Origin of the sequence: Streptomyces carpinensis, from assembly GCF_002154505.1 — a bacterium.
Classification (GTDB): domain Bacteria; phylum Actinomycetota; class Actinomycetes; order Streptomycetales; family Streptomycetaceae; genus Streptomyces; species Streptomyces carpinensis.
Window position 1 is genome coordinate 1 of record NZ_MUBM01000030.1, and the last position, 15,722, is coordinate 15,722.

Sequence of the window (15,722 nt, forward strand, 5' to 3'; positions counted from 1 at the left end):
TGCACGGTGCACGGGCGGTGCGGCGGGCGGTGCGCGCCGGCCGGAGGATACGAGCGTTGCCAGGAGGTGGAGCCGAAAGCCGACTCGTGGCGCCCGACGGCGCCGTGGTCAGTGCCGCTCTTCGCGCGCCGGGGCGACGGCGAGATCCTGGGGGGTCTCGCTTGCCGAGGAGTGCTCCGCTTCCTTGTCGCGCAGCTGGATGCGTGCGGTCTCCGGGGTGAGCGAGACCACGGCCAGACCCAGCACGGCTGCGGCGATGATGTAGAACGCCGGAGCGGTCGGGCCGATGCGGGTCACGAGGACACCGGCGAGCAGGGGAGAGGTGCCTCCGAAGATCGCCGCGCCGGCCGCGTAGGACAGAGCATGGCCCGAATAGCGGACCGAGGTGCGGAATAGCTCGAGCATCGTGACCAGCGATCCGGGGCAGAAGAGGATCACGCCCATCCCAAGCAGCAGCTGCCCCATGAGCGCTTGGGTGAAGGTTCCCCGGCCGACGAGGACCATGGCCGGGTACGACGAGACGATCGACCACACCAGGCCGACGAACATCACCGGCTTGCGGCCGATTCGATCGGCCAGGGCACCGGAGAAGGGAGTGGCGAGGGTGATCGTCAAGGCGGCGATCGCGTTCGAAACGAGCGCCGGGCCAGCCTCCATCCCCACAATGGTGACCATGTAGGTATACATGAAGCCGATGATCATCCACGCCGTGATCAGCTGGGGTGCGCTCATCAGCACGACCCGCACGACCGAGCCCGGGCTCTGTGTGAGCACGGTCTTGAGCGGGTTCGCCCGCGGCGCGGCTTGCTCCCTCTTGGCCGCCGCCTCGACAAAGAGCTCCGGGTCCGAGAGCCGGCGGCGGAGCCAGAGCCCCACCCCTGCGAGCACGCCACCGAGCAGGAAAGGCAGGCGCCATGCCCATTCCTGGTACGCCTCCTCGCCGAAGATTCCGCGCAGGCCCAGGACGATGCCGCCCATGATGGCGTTGGGCAGGAAGGACCAAGCGAAGACGACACCGATCCAACGGCCCCGCCTGCCGTCCGGCGCGGACTCGAGCACGTAGGTCAGCGCTCCGCTGTGCTCTCCACCCGCCGACAAGCCTTGCAGCATTCGGCAGACGACGAGCAGGACGGGGGCGGCGACACCCACACCGGCGTACGTCGGCAGGAGCCCGATGAGAGAGGTGGCCCCACCCATGATCAGGATGGTGATCGACAGGACCCGAATACGACCCCACCGGTCACCGAGGTAGCCGAACAGCACCCCGCCCAGCGGCCGCATGAAGAAGGCGACACCGAACACGGCGAGCGTGGCGAGGAGCGAGGCGACCGGATCGACCTCCGGAAAGAACAGCCTGGCCAGAACTGGCGTGGAAAGGCTGTACACCAGGAAGTCGAACCACTCGACGAGGGTGCCGATGGATCCGCCGACAAGCCTTCGGCGAGCCGTATCGGTCGGCGTGTCAGGAGACGCTTGCGGTGCAGGTTTCCTGGCCATTCAGGAACCTCCTCATGGTGGCCACCGCCCTGAGGGCGCGGCAGAGAACGCGTGGATACGGAATTTCTGGCCGTTGCGTACGCCGTGGCGCCGGGATCATTTCGTGGGTGCGGGGGAACGGGCCAGGGACGGTCGGGACGGAAATATGGAAGAACTAACACGAGTTGATGCCGATCGGGAGTGCGTTCGCGTTTCCGGCCGAGCACCGGGGGCGCTGTTCCCGGCGGACATGTACTCATCAGTGAACGGGCGGCCGAGCGTGCCGGCGCAGATTTCCTGAAGGCGGTGATGACACTGGGTTTGAACGATATGGCGTTCGCCCTGTCGCTGCCTGGCCCGTTCACCGCGCCCGAATCGCCTGCTGGTCTGCCGACCCGTGGCGCGTCTCAAGAGGGCGGCCCTGACCGGAGTGTGTGCCGACGAGGACCCACCCGGTTGGCGTCGATACGGTGCCCGGTCGCGCCGGTCGTCGCGGTGCACATGACCTGGTCTATGGTGAGCAGCGCCCGCATCTCCTGGGTGCTTCTGCCCGGTGCAGGCGGGAGTTGTGAGTGTGGGGACCAGCCGGTAGGGCTCGCGCAGCCGGGTGCCCTTGGTCAGGGGCGACCCGCACAGGTCCGCGTCGATCATACGCGGACAAGGAACTGCGCTCCGAACCGAACGGACCTTCCGCGACACCCGCCGCCGGTGAGGCTCATCCGACGGCAACCGACGAGTGCTCCTGCCCTCTAGTCCTGGGCCGTCCTGGGCCGCGCCTCACGCGGCTTCACCATGAGCCCGCGGCCCGCGTATCTGCAAGACCTCCGCCGGCGACGCAGCATGAGATCACCGCACGACCGTCACCTCGTTGAGCTCTCGTACGCTGCTGTGAGGACGCGACCGCCGGCACTCAGCTGGGGCATCCCGGCGTGGACGATTGGGATGGTCGGCCCGGCGAGAACCTGGGTTAGGTCAGGATGCGTCCTGAACCCTCCTCGTCAGTGCAGCAGCGGCGGTGGAACCGTTCATCGCCTGGTTGTAGCGGGCCGTGACCTTCCATCCCTCGGAAGTCCGCGCGAACTCCCACCGCGAGATCACCGCGCGGAAGACGCCGAACCGGCCGTCATCGCTCAACACGATCGTCTGCGAGTAGTTGGTCGCGACGGCTTCGTTCTCGCCCAGGACGACGTGCGGCAGCGACAGGATGTGCGAGCATCCGTGTGTCGTGAGCGTCTGATGCAGCTCACCACGAAGGAAGCCCGCGATGGCCTCGCGACCCTCGAACCTGCCGAGGTCGATGTCGTACACGCCGTCCTCTGTCCAGAGAGACGCAGCCTCGTCGTGCAGATTGCCGTCGGCGAGTGGTCCATAGGCGCTGATCAGCTGGTAGATCGCCAGCTGGTCCTCGACTTGCCGCAGGCGTCGTTCCAAGTCGCTCCGATTCGATTCGGTCATGTCAGTAAGTCGCCCTACCACCGCTGATGTCGTAGACCGAGCCCGTCGAGAACGTCACCTTCTCAGAGGCGAGCCAAGCGACGAGTTCCGCCACCTCGGACGCCTGCCCTCGCCGGGCCATCGGGATAAGACTGATATAGCGCTCCAGGACGTCCGGGGGTGTGTCGGCACTCATCGGCGTGAGGATGTTCCCTGGTGCCACGGCGTTGACGATGACGCCGGTGGTGGCGAGCTCCTTCCCGACCGCCTTGGTCAGAGTGATCGTCGCGCCCTTGCTCGCCGAGTAGACGGACATGGAGGGGTTGCCCTCCTTGCCTGCGACGCTCGCGATGTTCACCACCCTTCCCCAGCCACGTTCGACCATGTCCGGGACGAACGCCTGCATGCAGTTGACGGTCCCGAAGAGATTGACCTCGATCACCCGTCGCCAGTCGTCAAGCGATGTCTCAAGGAACGACAGGCTCGGGCCGACGATTCCGGCCGAGTTGACGAGCACATCGACCGGACCTGTCTCCGCGGCGGCTGCGGCAACCGCCGCGGCGTCCGTGATGTCGACCACCAGGTCTGCGGACGACGCGCGGTCGAGGGTGAGTACGCGCACGCCCTCTTTACGAAGCCGATCGGCGCAGGCCGCGCCGATCCCGCTTGCTCCGCCGGTGACAACGGCTGTGCGGTTCGCAGGTGCGACGGCCATCATTCCACTCCCCATAGTTCCAGTTGGTGCGCCATGTAATCGTTCTCCGCCGTCCAGGCCACGGAGGCGTCGTCGATGTTGCATTGCGTGAGCATTCAAAGCGGCCTATTCGCCGCGCAGGCGTGGTAGCGGTCATCCTCCGCGACCATCGTGGCCTGCGCATCGCCTCCCGGCGCCCCAGTCAGGCACGAAAATCACGCCCGTGCCGATCTACTTGATCGCGATCGGGTTCAGCACCGAACCGATTGCGCCCGGGATGTTGAGAGGGGGCGCACTGAGTAGGAACTCATAGCGGCCGTCACCTGCGCACTCCTGGGCAAGATCTTCGAGCCACCACAGCTCGCCGAGCGTCAGTCCGAGGTCGACGAGAGCGGCATGGTGAACCGGGTGCGGCCGATCGGCCGGCTGCTCGTTGGGGACGACCTCGACTCCCATCGTGTCAATGGCGAGGGCGGCGATGTTGTGCGTGTGTGCCCACTCGACGATGTCGCGTGACATGCCGGGCACCGCTGTGAACCATTCCTTGCGCGCCGCGTCGTCGGTCAGCCCGTACCAGCGACCGAGGTGACCCGTGCGCACCAGGACCATGTCGCCGCTGCGCACCTCGACGCCTTGCGCCTCGAGCGCGGCGTCGACCATTTCGGCAGTGATCGGGGTGGAGGGCGCAACGGCGTCTACGCCGAGGTGACCGGGCATGTCGACCAGAACTCCTCGACCGACGAAGCTCTCCTTCATCGCCGCCACATCCAGGTCTCGCGATCCTGCAGAGGTGATGTTGCCCACCCAATAGCCGTTGTAGAGCACATCGTTGTACGCCCAGTGCCCAAGGCCGTCCCACTGGGTCGAGCACTGTAGAGCCATGTCCATGTAGTCGTCGGTGAAGGTGACGCCCGGCTCGATATCCCAGTACGGCATGCCCGCGACCGCGTCGGAGCCGGTCATGGTGAAGTAGTGGAACGGCGCCCGCCGACCTGCCCAGCGTGGAGCGTCGTCGGCGATCGGCAACGCCAGGGACATGACCTTTCCTCGTCTGACGAGGCGTGCGGCGTCCGCTACAACCTCCGGGGTGATGAGATTCGCCGTGCCTCGTGTGTCATCGTCGCCCCATCGGCCCCAGTTGTTGAGCCCGGCGGGCCGGTAGCCCCCGACGACCTTTCCGTCCTCGTCAACCGTGTAGGTCGGCGGCGTCCACTTGCGCGGGTGGTAGGAACCCGCTTCTTTGCGTCCCATGGCCTTCTCCGTGCCTTTTCCGAATTTCCGGATCGCGATTGAGCCTCGTGAATGGCTGCGATCTGATCGGCGTCACTTGCAGATGCCTGAGCCAGCATGCAGTGCTCAATCTCGCAGTGTCAACACCAACGTTGACATTGATATGAAGTCCTTTTTGGCATGCAGAATTCCCTGCCCTGAGAAGTAAGGTAGACAGGCCGTGCCCGGCGAGCGAGACGCGTGACGTGGCGGAGTCGTGGCCGTCGGCGTGCCGGTGCACGGTGATGTCGTCGTGGGACGGCCGCAGCCGTCCCACAGGCCCGGAGTGGGGCCGAGGAGCGGGGAGCCGCGACGGTTGGCGAGGTCGTCGGGCACAGCTCGCAGCGGGGTACCGGCCGCGTGCGAGGGCGGCCGCCGTGGGGCCGAACGCGGCACTTCCCCCTCGCTCACGATCGCATGGTGGGCCGGCCGAGTCGCACGCCGTGATTCACCGATTGATCAACCGCGCCCTGTTGTGGTGTAGGACATGTCCGTGACCAGCGCGAGGACTTCACGGCGAAGTGCGACCTTGTTGACCTTTGTCGCCGACATCGGCCACTCGTCTGCTGCCTTGAAGTAGACCGCTCGGGGAATCTTGAACGAGGCGAGCCGGCCGACGCAGAACTGGACCAGTTCCTCCTCGCTGACCTGTGTTCCTGGCCGAAGCTCGACGAAGGCGACGGGGACTTCGTCGAGCCGGGCGTCGGGTCGCCCCACCACCTCGGCGTTGAGAACGGAGGGGTGGCGCTTGAGGAAGGATTCGACCTCTATGGCCGGTACGTTCTCGCCACCGACTTTGAGCATGTCCTTGAGCCGGCCTTCGAACCGGAGATGGCCGGAGGCCAGTCTGCGGAACAGGTCGCCGGTGTGGAGCCAGCCATCGTGATCGATGGCTTCGGCCGTGCGCTCGGGGTCACGGTAGTAGCCGGACATCATCGAGTAGCCGCGCACGAGGAGTTCTCCGAGCTCGCCATCGGGCAGATCCTCGTTGGTCTCGGAGTCGACGATCCGCACTTCTGCGCCGGCGACCGGCCGTCCCGAGGTGGTGGCCCGGATCTCGAGGCTGTCCGAGGGAGATGTCAGACAGAAGTGACCCGTCATCTCCGTCATGCCGGAGCCGTTGATCAAGAGCGCCTGCGGAAAGGCCTCCTGCAATGCCGTGAACTCGTTCGGAGCGCCAACGGTGACGATCGACCTCACGTGGGGCAGTTCCTCCGGATGGAATCCCGGTGCCTCCATCAAGGCGGTCTGCGGAGCCATGAACATCGGCCACAGCGATGTCGCGTGCCAGTCGCGGACGCTCCGGAACGCCCGTTCGCCGTCGAGGTGGACGTCGGTGAGCATGGTGCCGCCCTGGGCCAGGCACCAGATCAGTCCCTGGAAAGCGGCGATGTGGAAGAACGGTGCCGGGCACCACACCACTTCCGGATCGCCTCGCCACGGCCGCGGAATGGCCGCGTTCGTGCGGCCGACGGGAGCCCTGGTCACGGCCTCATGGGTGATCATGCAGCCCTTGGGGTGAGCCGTGGTCCCGGAGGTGTAGAGGATCATGGCGCAGTCCCGGACGCGAACCCGGTGTCGCAGGGTCTCGACGACCGCGTCGCGCACCGCGGCGGCCGCCCGCCGGAACTCCTCATCGCCGACGAACCCCGGCGTGCTCTTGCCGCCGAGCACGACGATGTGACGAAGATGAGGCGCACTCGGTATGAGCAGCGGTCCGATACCGGGGGCTGCGTCCAGGCCCGGTATGGCATCGCGCAGGACCTGCCGCAGGTCGGTGCGCGATGCCATGCGGTCGGTCGTCACGATGGCCTTGAGCTCGGCGTGGTCGATGACGTATCCCAGCTCGCTGCTGCGGTGCCGGACGTTGAGCGGCACCACGACGGCTCCGAGCAGCGCGATTCCGAACACGGCCTCGGCGAACTCCTGCGAGTTGGGCGCCAGGACGCCGACGTTGTCCCCCCGGCCGACGCCCAGCGACGCCAGGCCGCGCGCGACCTCCGCGCTGCGCGCCAGCAGCTCCGTGTAGGTCAGCGACTCCTCTGCCACGACCAGCGCGACCCGGTCGGGAAACCGGCCCGCGGACCTGACCAGAAGGTCCGCGAGAGGGATGGCCTCGCTGTAGACCTGCTCGAAGTTCACAGACATTCTCCCTTGAACTGTCTGGCGCGTAGCCGATGACGGCGTGTTACGTCTTGCTCAGGTGACGGAGTGATCATCAAGTCAGATCACTCGGGGAAGATCCGGGGCAGCGCGGACGCGCGGCCCTTGAAGGACGGTGTGCGCTTCTCCAAGAAGGCCGCGACTCCCTCCTTGCCGTCGCCGATGGAGCAGTAGAACATCGCCAGGGAGTCCGAAAGATGGGCCTCGAGCGGGTGCGAGCTGGCGCTGTTCCGGTACAGGAGTTGTTTGGCCAGGCCCAGGGCGACCGGCGATCGATTGGTGACGAACGACCGTGCCAGCCTGTGGGCCGTGGAGAGCAGATCCTCCGGTGCGTGGGTGGACCGGAGGAGCCCGCCGCGGAGAGCCTCCTCGGCGGTGAGGACGTCGGCCGAGTAGATCCATTCCAGGGCCTGCTGCAATCCTACGACCCTGGGAAGGAACCAACTCGAGCAGGCCTCCGGCACGATGCCCAGACGCCCGAAGACGAAGCCGATGCGAGCCGAGGCCGAGGCGAGACGCAGGTCCATCGCCAGCGTCATGGTGGCGCCGATGCCGACGGCCGGTCCGTTGATGGCCGCGATGACGGGCTTGGGCAGCGCGTGTATGGCGAGCGTGACGCGTCCACCGGTGTCGCGTACGTGGTCGCTGTAGGGCTGCTCGTCGAGATGCGCGCGCAGCTCTTCCGGCGTCGGCGCGAGGGACTCGTCGAGCCCGAAGACATTGCCCTCCACTGCGAGGTCCATGCCGGCACAGAACGCCCGGCCCGCGCCGGTGACGACCACGGCGCGGACGTCGTCGTCGCGAGCGTCGGTCAGGAAGACGTGCTCGAGTTCGCGCGCCATCGTCACGGTGAACGCGTTGAGAAAGTCCGGCCGGTTGAGGGTCAGGGTGGCGACCCCGTCATCGTCGACATCCCAGAGCAGGGTCTCGTAACTCATTCGAACCTCCGTCGTCGCCGGGTTGCAGGGCAGGACGGTAGCTGTCAACGTAGCTGTTGACAAGGGTTGGGGTCGGTACCCACCCTTCGGGCCTGCGTGTGATGCGCTGGACGGCCCGCAAGCACGCGGCGGTGGCTGCGGCGGTCGATTCACCTCCTTGGTGTGGACCGGACGGGGCTGCTGCCGGTTCCACCGGCTGCCGCTCCCTGCGACGCCGCTTCCGGCGGCGACAAGTGAATCGACGACCGCCCGCGGCGCCCAAGTCCGCTGCCTGGGTGGCGGGATGGGTGTTAGCCGCCTTGATGGCCGCGGCGATGCCGAGCACTTCCAAGTAAGTCAACATGGGTGTTGACCAATCTATCAACGCTAGTGTTGACTGCCGACGTCGACGGCCGCGCAAGGAAGAGGTGAGCGTGAATATCAAGGTTCCGAGTCCCGAGGAGAATCCGGCTGCGGTGGTGGGTGACCTATCGGTCGACGCCATCCGGGAAGCGGTTCAGGACGCGTCGGTCCCCGTGCTGCTCATGGTCGTCTACCAGGTCACAGGTGATGAGAAGTGGTTGGACGATCGCTACCGGCCCGAAAAGGTTCGGGGGGTCGCCCCACGTGAGGACGGCGGGATCCCCGAGCATCTGCAGGACGAGATCCGCGAGGCGGCCGTTCCGGCGATCGCCGCACTGCTCCGCGGCGAGGCCCCGGCGGTGGATCTGGCCGACACCGACACCATGATGCGGGCCGCCAGCTTCTTCCTCGGCGAGCAGATCGATCGCCGACACGCTGTCATTTTCGGCGAGGAACTGCATCGCCGTACCTCGCCTGTCGGCGAGATCGGTGAATGGTCCGGGGCGCAGGCGCCGGGAGGCCTCCGTGCTGTCGTCATCGGCATGGGCGTCTCAGGGCTGGCCGCAATCCGAATCCTGCAGCAGCTGGGCATCGACTACACGGTGTTCGAGCGGGAGACCGAGGCAGGTGGCGTCTGGCATCAGAACCGGTACCCGGGTGCCGGCGTCGACACGCCCAGCCACCTGTATTCGTTCTCGTTCAGCTACCGCGACTGGAGCCGGCACTACGAGCTCCAGGGCGAGCTCTACCAGTACTTCAACGAGGTTCTGGATCAGCTGGGCGCCCGCGAACGGGTGCGATTCGGCACCGAAGTGCTCAGCGCTGACTACGACGATGACACCGCCCTGTGGACCGTGGTGACGCGCACGGCCGACGGCTCCACCGAGCGCCAAGTCGCGAACATCGTGATCAGCGCCGTCGGTTCTCTCAACCAGCCGACGATTCCGAACGTACCGGGCCGGGAGACCTTCCGGGGCGTCCAGTTCCACTCCAGCCGGTGGGAGGCCGGGACCCCGCTGGCGGGCAAGAAGGTCGCGATCGTCGGGGCCGGCGCCAGCAGCCAGCAGATCTCTCCGGAGATCGCCAAGACGGTCGAGCACCTCTACATAGTCCAGCGCTCCCCGCAGTGGGTGGCACCGTTCGAGCAGTTCCGCCAGGCGATCTCCCCGAATCAGCGCACCCTGCTGGCACACGTCCCGCTGTATCGCGCCTGGAACTGGGTCGGGCTGTTCTGGCAGCACGGCGACAAGATCATCGAGCGGTTGCGCATCGATCCCGAGTGGGCGCACCCCGAGCGTTCGGTGAACGCCCGCAATGACCGTCAGCGCGAATTCCTCACCCGCTACATCCAGGACGCGCTCGCCGGCCGGCCGGACCTGATCGAGAAGGCAGTCCCCGAATACCCGCCCTTCGGCAAGCGCATGCTGCTGGACAACGGCTGGTACCGGACGCTCACGCGGGACAACGTCAGCCTGGTCGCCGACGCTGTCGCGGAGGTCGACGAGTCGGGGCTGACCGTCGCTTCCGGTGAACACATCGATGTCGACGTGATCGTCTGGGCGACCGGGTTCGCCGCCACCCACTTCCTGAGTTCCGTCGACGTCTACGGCGAGCACGGCATTCGTCTGCGGGAGGTCTGGGACGAGGACGACCCACGGGCCCACCTCGGCGTCTCCATTCCGCACTTCCCGAACTTCTTCATGCTCGGCGGCCCGCACTCACTGCCCGGAAGCGGAAGCTTCATGTACTTCATGGAGATGCAGGCGCGCTACCTGCGAGACCTGCTGTCGGAGATGTTCCGGCGCGGCGTCACCGCCATGGCCGCCACCGACGAGGCGACCACTCGCTACAACGACATGGTCGACGAGCTGCACGCCCGAACCGTCTGGAGCCACCCGGGTTTTGGGACCTACTACCGCAACTCGAAGGGACGCGTCATTTTCGTGATGCCGTTCCTCAACGTCGAGTACTGGGAGATGGTTCGCACTCCGAACCTCGACGACTACACGCTCCACCAGGTCCCCTACGTCCCGGCCGCCGACGCCGTGGGATGACTCGAGAGGAGGCACCTAGATGCAGCCAATCACAGTCGACGCCTCGAGTGTCGTCGTCATCACCGGAGGCGCAACCGGCGTCGGCCGATCCATGGCGTTGGCATTCGCCGAGCGCGGCGCGCAAGTCGTCCTCGCCGACATAGACCAACCGGCCGCACGGGCGACGGCGGAAGGGATGCAGCGCAACGGCCATCGGGCCGAGGGCATCGGAGTGGACGTGGCACAGGCGGCTTCCGTCCACGCCCTCGCCGACCGCGTGTTCGGCACTTACGGCAAGGTCGACGTGTTGTGCAACAACGCAGGGGTGACGATGCGGCCCTTCCGGGCAAGCTGGAACGCCTCGGCCCAGGACTTCGCATGGATCATGGGCGTCAACTACCACGGCGTCGTGCACGGCATCCTCAGTTTCGTGCCCCGGATGCGCGCCCAGCCGGGCCACAAGCACATGGTCAACACGGCGTCGTTCACGGCGCTGGATGTCATGCCCGGCCACGCCGCCTACGCGGCGTCGAAGGCCGCGGTGATCGCGCTGTCCGACGCGCTGCGCATCGAACTCGCCGACCACGGAGAGGACTTCGGCGTCACTGTCCTTTATGCCGGAGCGATCCCCACGCGCCTGGTCACCAGCGAACGCCTGCGCCCGGAGTCCGAACGCTCCGCCGCCCGTGGCGTGATCGCCTACCAGCCGAGCCGGCCGGAACCCTTCCACACCGCCCCGCGACCGCTCGACGAGATCGGGGAGCTGGTTGTGGGCGCCGTCTTGGAAGACAAGCCGGCGGTGCTTACCCATCGGTATCCGCACGACGAGATCGAGGCCCGGCTCGCGCAACTGCGTGCCGGCGCCCCTGCCCAACCAAGCCCCTTCCCTACGAGGACGCAGGAGGAACTGTGAAGGTCACGTCCGACAACATCCAGGCCGTGGTGCAGCGGCTGGCCGACGAGGCCGACATTCAGCGCGTGATCTTCGATTACGCGTTCCATCTCGACGCGGCGGACCCAGAGAAGATGCTGCCCCTGTTCACCGACGATCTGTACGTGGCCTACGGGCCGTCCCACGGCGCGAAGGGCCCGGAGGAGTACCTGGAGGTGCTCGGCAACGAGAAGACCGGCATCGCCGGCTTCTTCGCCGGGACGAGCCACCACGTCTCCAATGTCGCGATCGACTTCGTCGACGAGGACACCGCCAAGGTCCGCTCGGTGCTGCTGGCCTGGCATCGCTACAACCGGGAGCGCCCCGATGGCATCGTGTACGCCCAGTACCACGACGTCTTCAAGCGCACCGCGGACGGCTGGAAGATCCAGCGCCGTGAACAGCTCACCACCGGCACCGAGCAGTACCACGCCAAGGCCCACGCCCTGGTGATGGCGCCGCGCAAGAACGCGAAGGCCTGAGTGCGCATGTCCGACCAGCTGCTGTACGAAGTCCGCGATCACGTCGCGTACCTGACCCTCAACCGGCCCCGGGTGCTCAATGCGATCTCCCACGACCTCGACCACGAGCTCGCCGAGCGGTGGAACGAGATCGACCGTGACCCGGACATCTGGGTCGCCGTGCTGGCGGCGGCGGGGGAGCGCGCCTTCTGCGCCGGTGCCGACATCAGCGGGGGCGCCGCTGCCTCGGCCGACCGTCTCGCGATCGGTGGCGGGCTCACCGGCGTGGGCGGGCCGCTGCGGCGGCTCACCAAGCCGTTGATCGCCGCGGTGCAGGGGTATGTCCTGGGCGCCGGTTTCGAGCTGGCGATGTGCGCCGACATCATCGTCGCCGCTGACAACGCTCAGTTCGGGCTGCCAGAGATCAAGGCCGGCATCATCGGCGACTGCGGCGTCGTGCATCGCGCGGTCCGGCAGCTGCCGTATCGGGTGGCGATGGCGATGATCCTCACCAGCGAGCGGCTGTCGGCCGCCGACGCGGAACGGTTCGGCCTGGTCAACCAGGTTGTGCCGTTCGAGGAGCTCGCGGATGCCGCCGCCGCCTGGGCGGCGAAGCTGACCACGGCCTCGCCGCTGGCGCAGCAGGCGGCGAAGCACGCCGTGCTCACGGGCCTGGATCTTCCACTGCCCGCGGCACTCGGCATGCGGTACGAGCCGATCGAGGCCTATGCCCATTCTCTTGACGCGCAGGAAGGGAATACCGCGCGCGCGGAGAAGCGCGCCCCCCAGTGGACCGGTCGATGAGCCGTTCGTCCCCCTTCCCCGCGACCCGGAAGTTTCGAGAGGACTCCGTCATGGAACCCACCTATCTCAAAGCAGCTCCGCAGACCGCCGCTGACGTCGCTCGTCGGGATGCCGTTCGCGAGACCGTCGCCGGCGTCATCGCCGACATTCGTGAGCGTGGCGACGCTGCCGTCCGCGAGTATTCCGAGAAGTTCGACGGCTGGTCGCCGGACAGCTTCAAGCTCGGTCCTGAGCAGATCGAGGAGATCGTCGCGGCCGTCCCGGCGCAGACCATCGAGGACATCCGTGCCGTGCAGGCCCGGGTGCGTCGTTTCGCCCAGCACCAGCGGGACTCGCTGCACGACTTCGAGGTCGAGACCGAGCCCGGTGTCTTCCTGGGCCAGCGCAATCTGCCAGTGAGTGCCGCGGGCGCTTATGTGCCCGGCGGGCGTTATCCGCTGGTGGCGTCGGCCCACATGACGGTCGTCACGGCGAAGGTGGCCGGTGTCGAGCGGGTCACCACGTGCACCCCGCCGATCCGCGGACAGATCCCCGCAGCCACGGTCGCGGCCATGCATCTGGCCGGAGCCGACGAGATCTTCCTGCTCGGCGGCACGCAGGCCGTCGCCGCAATGGCGATCGGCACGGAAACCATCGGCAAGGTCGACCTGCTCGCGGGTCCCGGCAACGCGTTCGTAGCCGAAGCCAAGCGGCAGCTGTTCGGTGAGGTCGGCATCGACCTGTTCGCAGGCCCGACCGAGATCCTGGTGATCGCCGACGAACATGCCGACCCGTTCATCGTCGCGGTCGACCTGCTGAGTCAGGCCGAGCACGGCCCCGACTCGCCCGCAGTGCTGATCACCACCTCGGAGCCGCTGGCCCGGCGGGTGCTGAAGCTGATCGAGCAGATCCTCGTCGACATGCCCACCGCCGACTTCGCCGGGCCGGCGTGGCGCGACCACGGCGAGGTCGTGATCGTCGCCGACCTGGACGCCGCATACGCGCTGGCCGACCGGTACGCCTCCGAGCACGTCGAGGTGCTGACCCGGCAGCCACGGGAGGCCCTGGAGAAGATGCGCAACTACGGGGCGCTGTTCCTCGGCGAGGGCACGTGTGTCTCCTACGGTGACAAGGTCATCGGCACCAATCACACCCTGCCGACCCGCGGCGCGGCCCGCTACACCGGCGGCCTCTGGGTTGGGAAGTACCTCAAGACGGTCACCTACCAAGAGGTCACCGACACCACCTCCAGCGCGGCCCTCGGCGAACTCTGCGGCCGCGCGGCCCGGGTGGAGCAGTTCGAGGGCCACGCCCGCTCCGGTGACGTGCGGGCCCACAAGTACGCCGATGCGCCCCTGCCGTGGGCGCCGGCCGGCCTGTGATCACCGGACGAAAGGCGCTGGTGACCGGCGCCGGCAACGGACTGGGCCGCGCCATCGCGCGGCACCTGTCCGCAGCCGGTGCCGGACTGGTGGTTCTCACCGGACGCCGACGAGACAAGCTGGAGGAGACTGCGGCTTCCATCCCCGGGCCGACCAGGGTCGAGACCGTCGACACCGCCGACCCTGACTCCGTCTCCGAACTGGTGGCGCGGCTGCGGGACGAGCGGATCTCGATCCTCGTCAACAACGCCGGCATCGCCGGGCCGGTCGCCCCGCTGTGGGAGATCGAACCGCACGCATGGGAGGAGGTCTTCGCGGTCAACGTGCGCGGGATCTACCTGATGTGCCGGGCGTTCCTGCCCGCCATGATCGAGCGCGGCGAAGGCGACATCATCAACCTCGCCTCGGTCAGCGGGAAACGTCCGCTCGCCCGTCGCACGCCCTACACGGCCTCGAAGATGGCGGTGATTGGGTTGACCACCACCCTGGCACACGAGGTCGGGCCGCTCGGTATCAATGTCAACACCCTGTCCCCAGGACCGGTGGACGGTCCCAGGATGAGCCGCAATTTCCGGCTGGAGGCGCAGAGCCTAGGCATTACCGTCGAGGCCGCCGAGGACGAGTTCGTCTCCCGCTCCGCGCTGCGGCGGATGGTCACCGAGGACGAGGTCGGCCTCGCTTCGGTCGCGATGCTGCAGATGCCCGGGCTCTGCGGAGCCGACATCGACCTGTCCGCCGGCATGATCGCCCGCTGATCCTTTCGCATCCATACGGCCGGTGACGGTCGCCCGATCCACAGCTCGAAGGACTCTGCATGTTGTCGACCAAATTCACCCGCGAGTTCGAAGTAGACCATCCCATTGTGTGCGGCGGGATGACCGGCGTCGGCACCGCCGAGCTCATCGCCGCTGTCGCCAATGCCGGCGCGCTCGGCTTTCTGTCCGCCCATACCCAGCCCACCCCCGCTCAGCTGGACGAGGAGATTAGGCGGACTCGTTCGCTGACCGACCGTCCCTTCGGCGTCAACCTGACGATCCTGCCGTCGATGCGGGCGATCCCCTACGACGAGTACCGGGATGTCATCATCGACAACCGGATTCGCGTCGTGGAGACCGCGGGCTCCAATCCGGCTCCTCACCTGCCTGCCCTGAAGGCAGCCGGTGTGAAGGTCATTCACAAGGTGGTGGCGGTACGCCATGCAGTGAGCGCCGAGCGGCTGGGAGTCGACGCGCTCTCGGTCGACGGGTTCGAGTGCGCCGGCCATCCTGGCGAGGACGACGTGCCCGGACTCGTGCTCATTCCCGCGACCTGCGCCAAGGTCGAACTGCCGATCATCGCGTCCGGAGGATTCGCTACCGGCTCCGGGCTCGCCGCAGCACTGGCGCTGGGCGCCGATGCCATCAACATGGGCACCCGGTTCGTGGCGACCGAGGAGGCTGCGGTCCACCGGAACGTGAAGGATCAGATCGTCGCGAACACCGAACGCGATACCGACGTCGTCTTCCGTAAATTCCGCAACAGCGCGCGCGTCGCCAGGAACGCGGTCTCGACGCAGATCCTTGAGATCGAGCGCCGGGAAGAAGCCACATTCGAGGACATCGCCCACCTGGCCTCGGGGGCCCGCGGGCGGGCGCGGGTGCTGGCCGAGGGAGACATGGACGACGGGCTGTGGTGGGCCGGTCAAGCACAGGGGCTGATCGATGCCGTGTCGACCTGCAAGGAAGTGGTCGACACCATCGTGGCGGATGCCGAGGAAATCATCGCGAAGCGTCTGCCCGCGACGATCCGGTACTGACCTGCTGCCGCTCGGGCGCGC

General features: G+C 67.2%; 13 protein-coding genes. 7 read left to right on the forward strand and 6 right to left on the reverse strand.

The window, feature by feature from the left end:
• Positions 1–108: 108 nt before the first annotated feature.
• The 6 genes from BZY54_RS05195 to BZY54_RS05220 all read right to left on the reverse strand — a co-directional run bounded on the left by BZY54_RS05195 (position 109) and on the right by BZY54_RS05220 (position 7,974).
• Entirely contained in the window at positions 109–1,497 is a 1,389-nt protein-coding gene (locus BZY54_RS05195; protein WP_086723348.1) for an MFS transporter, read from the reverse strand.
• A gap of 951 nt (positions 1,498–2,448) precedes the next feature.
• Positions 2,449–2,931 (reverse strand): nuclear transport factor 2 family protein, encoded by a 483-nt coding sequence (locus BZY54_RS05200; protein ID WP_086723349.1) that lies wholly within the window; start codon positions 2,929–2,931, stop codon positions 2,449–2,451.
• Position 2,932: 1 nt separating this feature from the next.
• A complete protein-coding gene (locus BZY54_RS05205) occupies positions 2,933–3,628 on the reverse strand; it encodes an SDR family NAD(P)-dependent oxidoreductase (RefSeq protein ID WP_208640558.1) in 696 nt (231 codons plus the stop codon).
• Between the two features lie 207 nt (positions 3,629–3,835).
• Positions 3,836–4,855, reverse strand: coding sequence for a cyclase family protein (locus BZY54_RS05210; protein WP_086723350.1), 1,020 nt, complete (start codon positions 4,853–4,855; stop codon positions 3,836–3,838).
• 477 nt (positions 4,856–5,332) lie between these two features.
• Positions 5,333–7,015, reverse strand: a complete 1,683-nt coding sequence (locus tag BZY54_RS05215) for a class I adenylate-forming enzyme family protein (RefSeq protein WP_208640559.1) — start codon at positions 7,013–7,015, stop codon at positions 5,333–5,335.
• An 86-nt stretch (positions 7,016–7,101) separates the two neighbouring features.
• Complete coding sequence (locus BZY54_RS05220) at positions 7,102–7,974, reverse strand: crotonase/enoyl-CoA hydratase family protein (RefSeq protein ID WP_086723352.1); 873 nt, start codon at positions 7,972–7,974, stop codon at positions 7,102–7,104.
• Positions 7,975–8,387: 413 nt separating this feature from the next.
• On the opposite strand from BZY54_RS05220, the gene BZY54_RS05225 reads away from it, so the two are divergent.
• The 7 genes from BZY54_RS05225 to BZY54_RS05255 are packed head-to-tail and all read left to right on the forward strand — an operon-like array spanning position 8,388 to position 15,701.
• Positions 8,388–10,370, forward strand: a complete 1,983-nt coding sequence (locus tag BZY54_RS05225) for an NAD(P)/FAD-dependent oxidoreductase (RefSeq protein ID WP_208640560.1) — start codon at positions 8,388–8,390, stop codon at positions 10,368–10,370.
• Between the two features lie 19 nt (positions 10,371–10,389).
• Entirely contained in the window at positions 10,390–11,262 is an 873-nt protein-coding gene (locus BZY54_RS05230) for an SDR family NAD(P)-dependent oxidoreductase (RefSeq protein WP_086723354.1), read from the forward strand.
• Positions 11,259–11,762, forward strand: coding sequence for a nuclear transport factor 2 family protein (locus BZY54_RS05235; RefSeq protein WP_086723355.1), 504 nt, complete (start codon positions 11,259–11,261; stop codon positions 11,760–11,762). The genes BZY54_RS05230 and BZY54_RS05235 overlap by 4 nt, the downstream gene beginning before the upstream one ends.
• 6 nt (positions 11,763–11,768) lie before the next feature.
• Complete coding sequence (locus BZY54_RS05240) at positions 11,769–12,545, forward strand: enoyl-CoA hydratase-related protein (protein ID WP_086723356.1); 777 nt, start codon at positions 11,769–11,771, stop codon at positions 12,543–12,545.
• A gap of 50 nt (positions 12,546–12,595) precedes the next feature.
• Positions 12,596–13,906, forward strand: coding sequence for a histidinol dehydrogenase (hisD, locus tag BZY54_RS05245; protein WP_086723357.1), 1,311 nt, complete (start codon positions 12,596–12,598; stop codon positions 13,904–13,906).
• Positions 13,903–14,661, forward strand: coding sequence for an SDR family NAD(P)-dependent oxidoreductase (locus BZY54_RS05250; protein ID WP_086723383.1), 759 nt, complete (start codon positions 13,903–13,905; stop codon positions 14,659–14,661). Before hisD ends, BZY54_RS05250 begins: the two co-directional genes overlap by 4 nt.
• 59 nt (positions 14,662–14,720) lie before the next feature.
• Positions 14,721–15,701 (forward strand): NAD(P)H-dependent flavin oxidoreductase, encoded by a 981-nt coding sequence (locus BZY54_RS05255; protein WP_086723358.1) that lies wholly within the window; start codon positions 14,721–14,723, stop codon positions 15,699–15,701.
• Positions 15,702–15,722: the final 21 nt, after the last annotated feature.

Coding starts and splice junctions, on each gene's coding strand:
- BZY54_RS05255 (WP_086723358.1), top strand. CDS start 14,721: ATGTTGTCGACCAAATTCACCCGCGAGTTCGAAGTAGACCATCCCATT.
- BZY54_RS05220 (WP_086723352.1), bottom strand. CDS start 7,974: ATGAGTTACGAGACCCTGCTCTGGGATGTCGACGATGACGGGGTCGCC.
- hisD (WP_086723357.1), top strand. CDS start 12,596: ATGGAACCCACCTATCTCAAAGCAGCTCCGCAGACCGCCGCTGACGTC.
- BZY54_RS05230 (WP_086723354.1), top strand. CDS start 10,390: ATGCAGCCAATCACAGTCGACGCCTCGAGTGTCGTCGTCATCACCGGA.
- BZY54_RS05205 (WP_208640558.1), bottom strand. CDS start 3,628: ATGATGGCCGTCGCACCTGCGAACCGCACAGCCGTTGTCACCGGCGGA.
- BZY54_RS05200 (WP_086723349.1), bottom strand. CDS start 2,931: ATGACCGAATCGAATCGGAGCGACTTGGAACGACGCCTGCGGCAAGTC.
- BZY54_RS05240 (WP_086723356.1), top strand. CDS start 11,769: ATGTCCGACCAGCTGCTGTACGAAGTCCGCGATCACGTCGCGTACCTG.
- BZY54_RS05210 (WP_086723350.1), bottom strand. CDS start 4,855: ATGGGACGCAAAGAAGCGGGTTCCTACCACCCGCGCAAGTGGACGCCG.
- BZY54_RS05195 (WP_086723348.1), bottom strand. CDS start 1,497: ATGGCCAGGAAACCTGCACCGCAAGCGTCTCCTGACACGCCGACCGAT.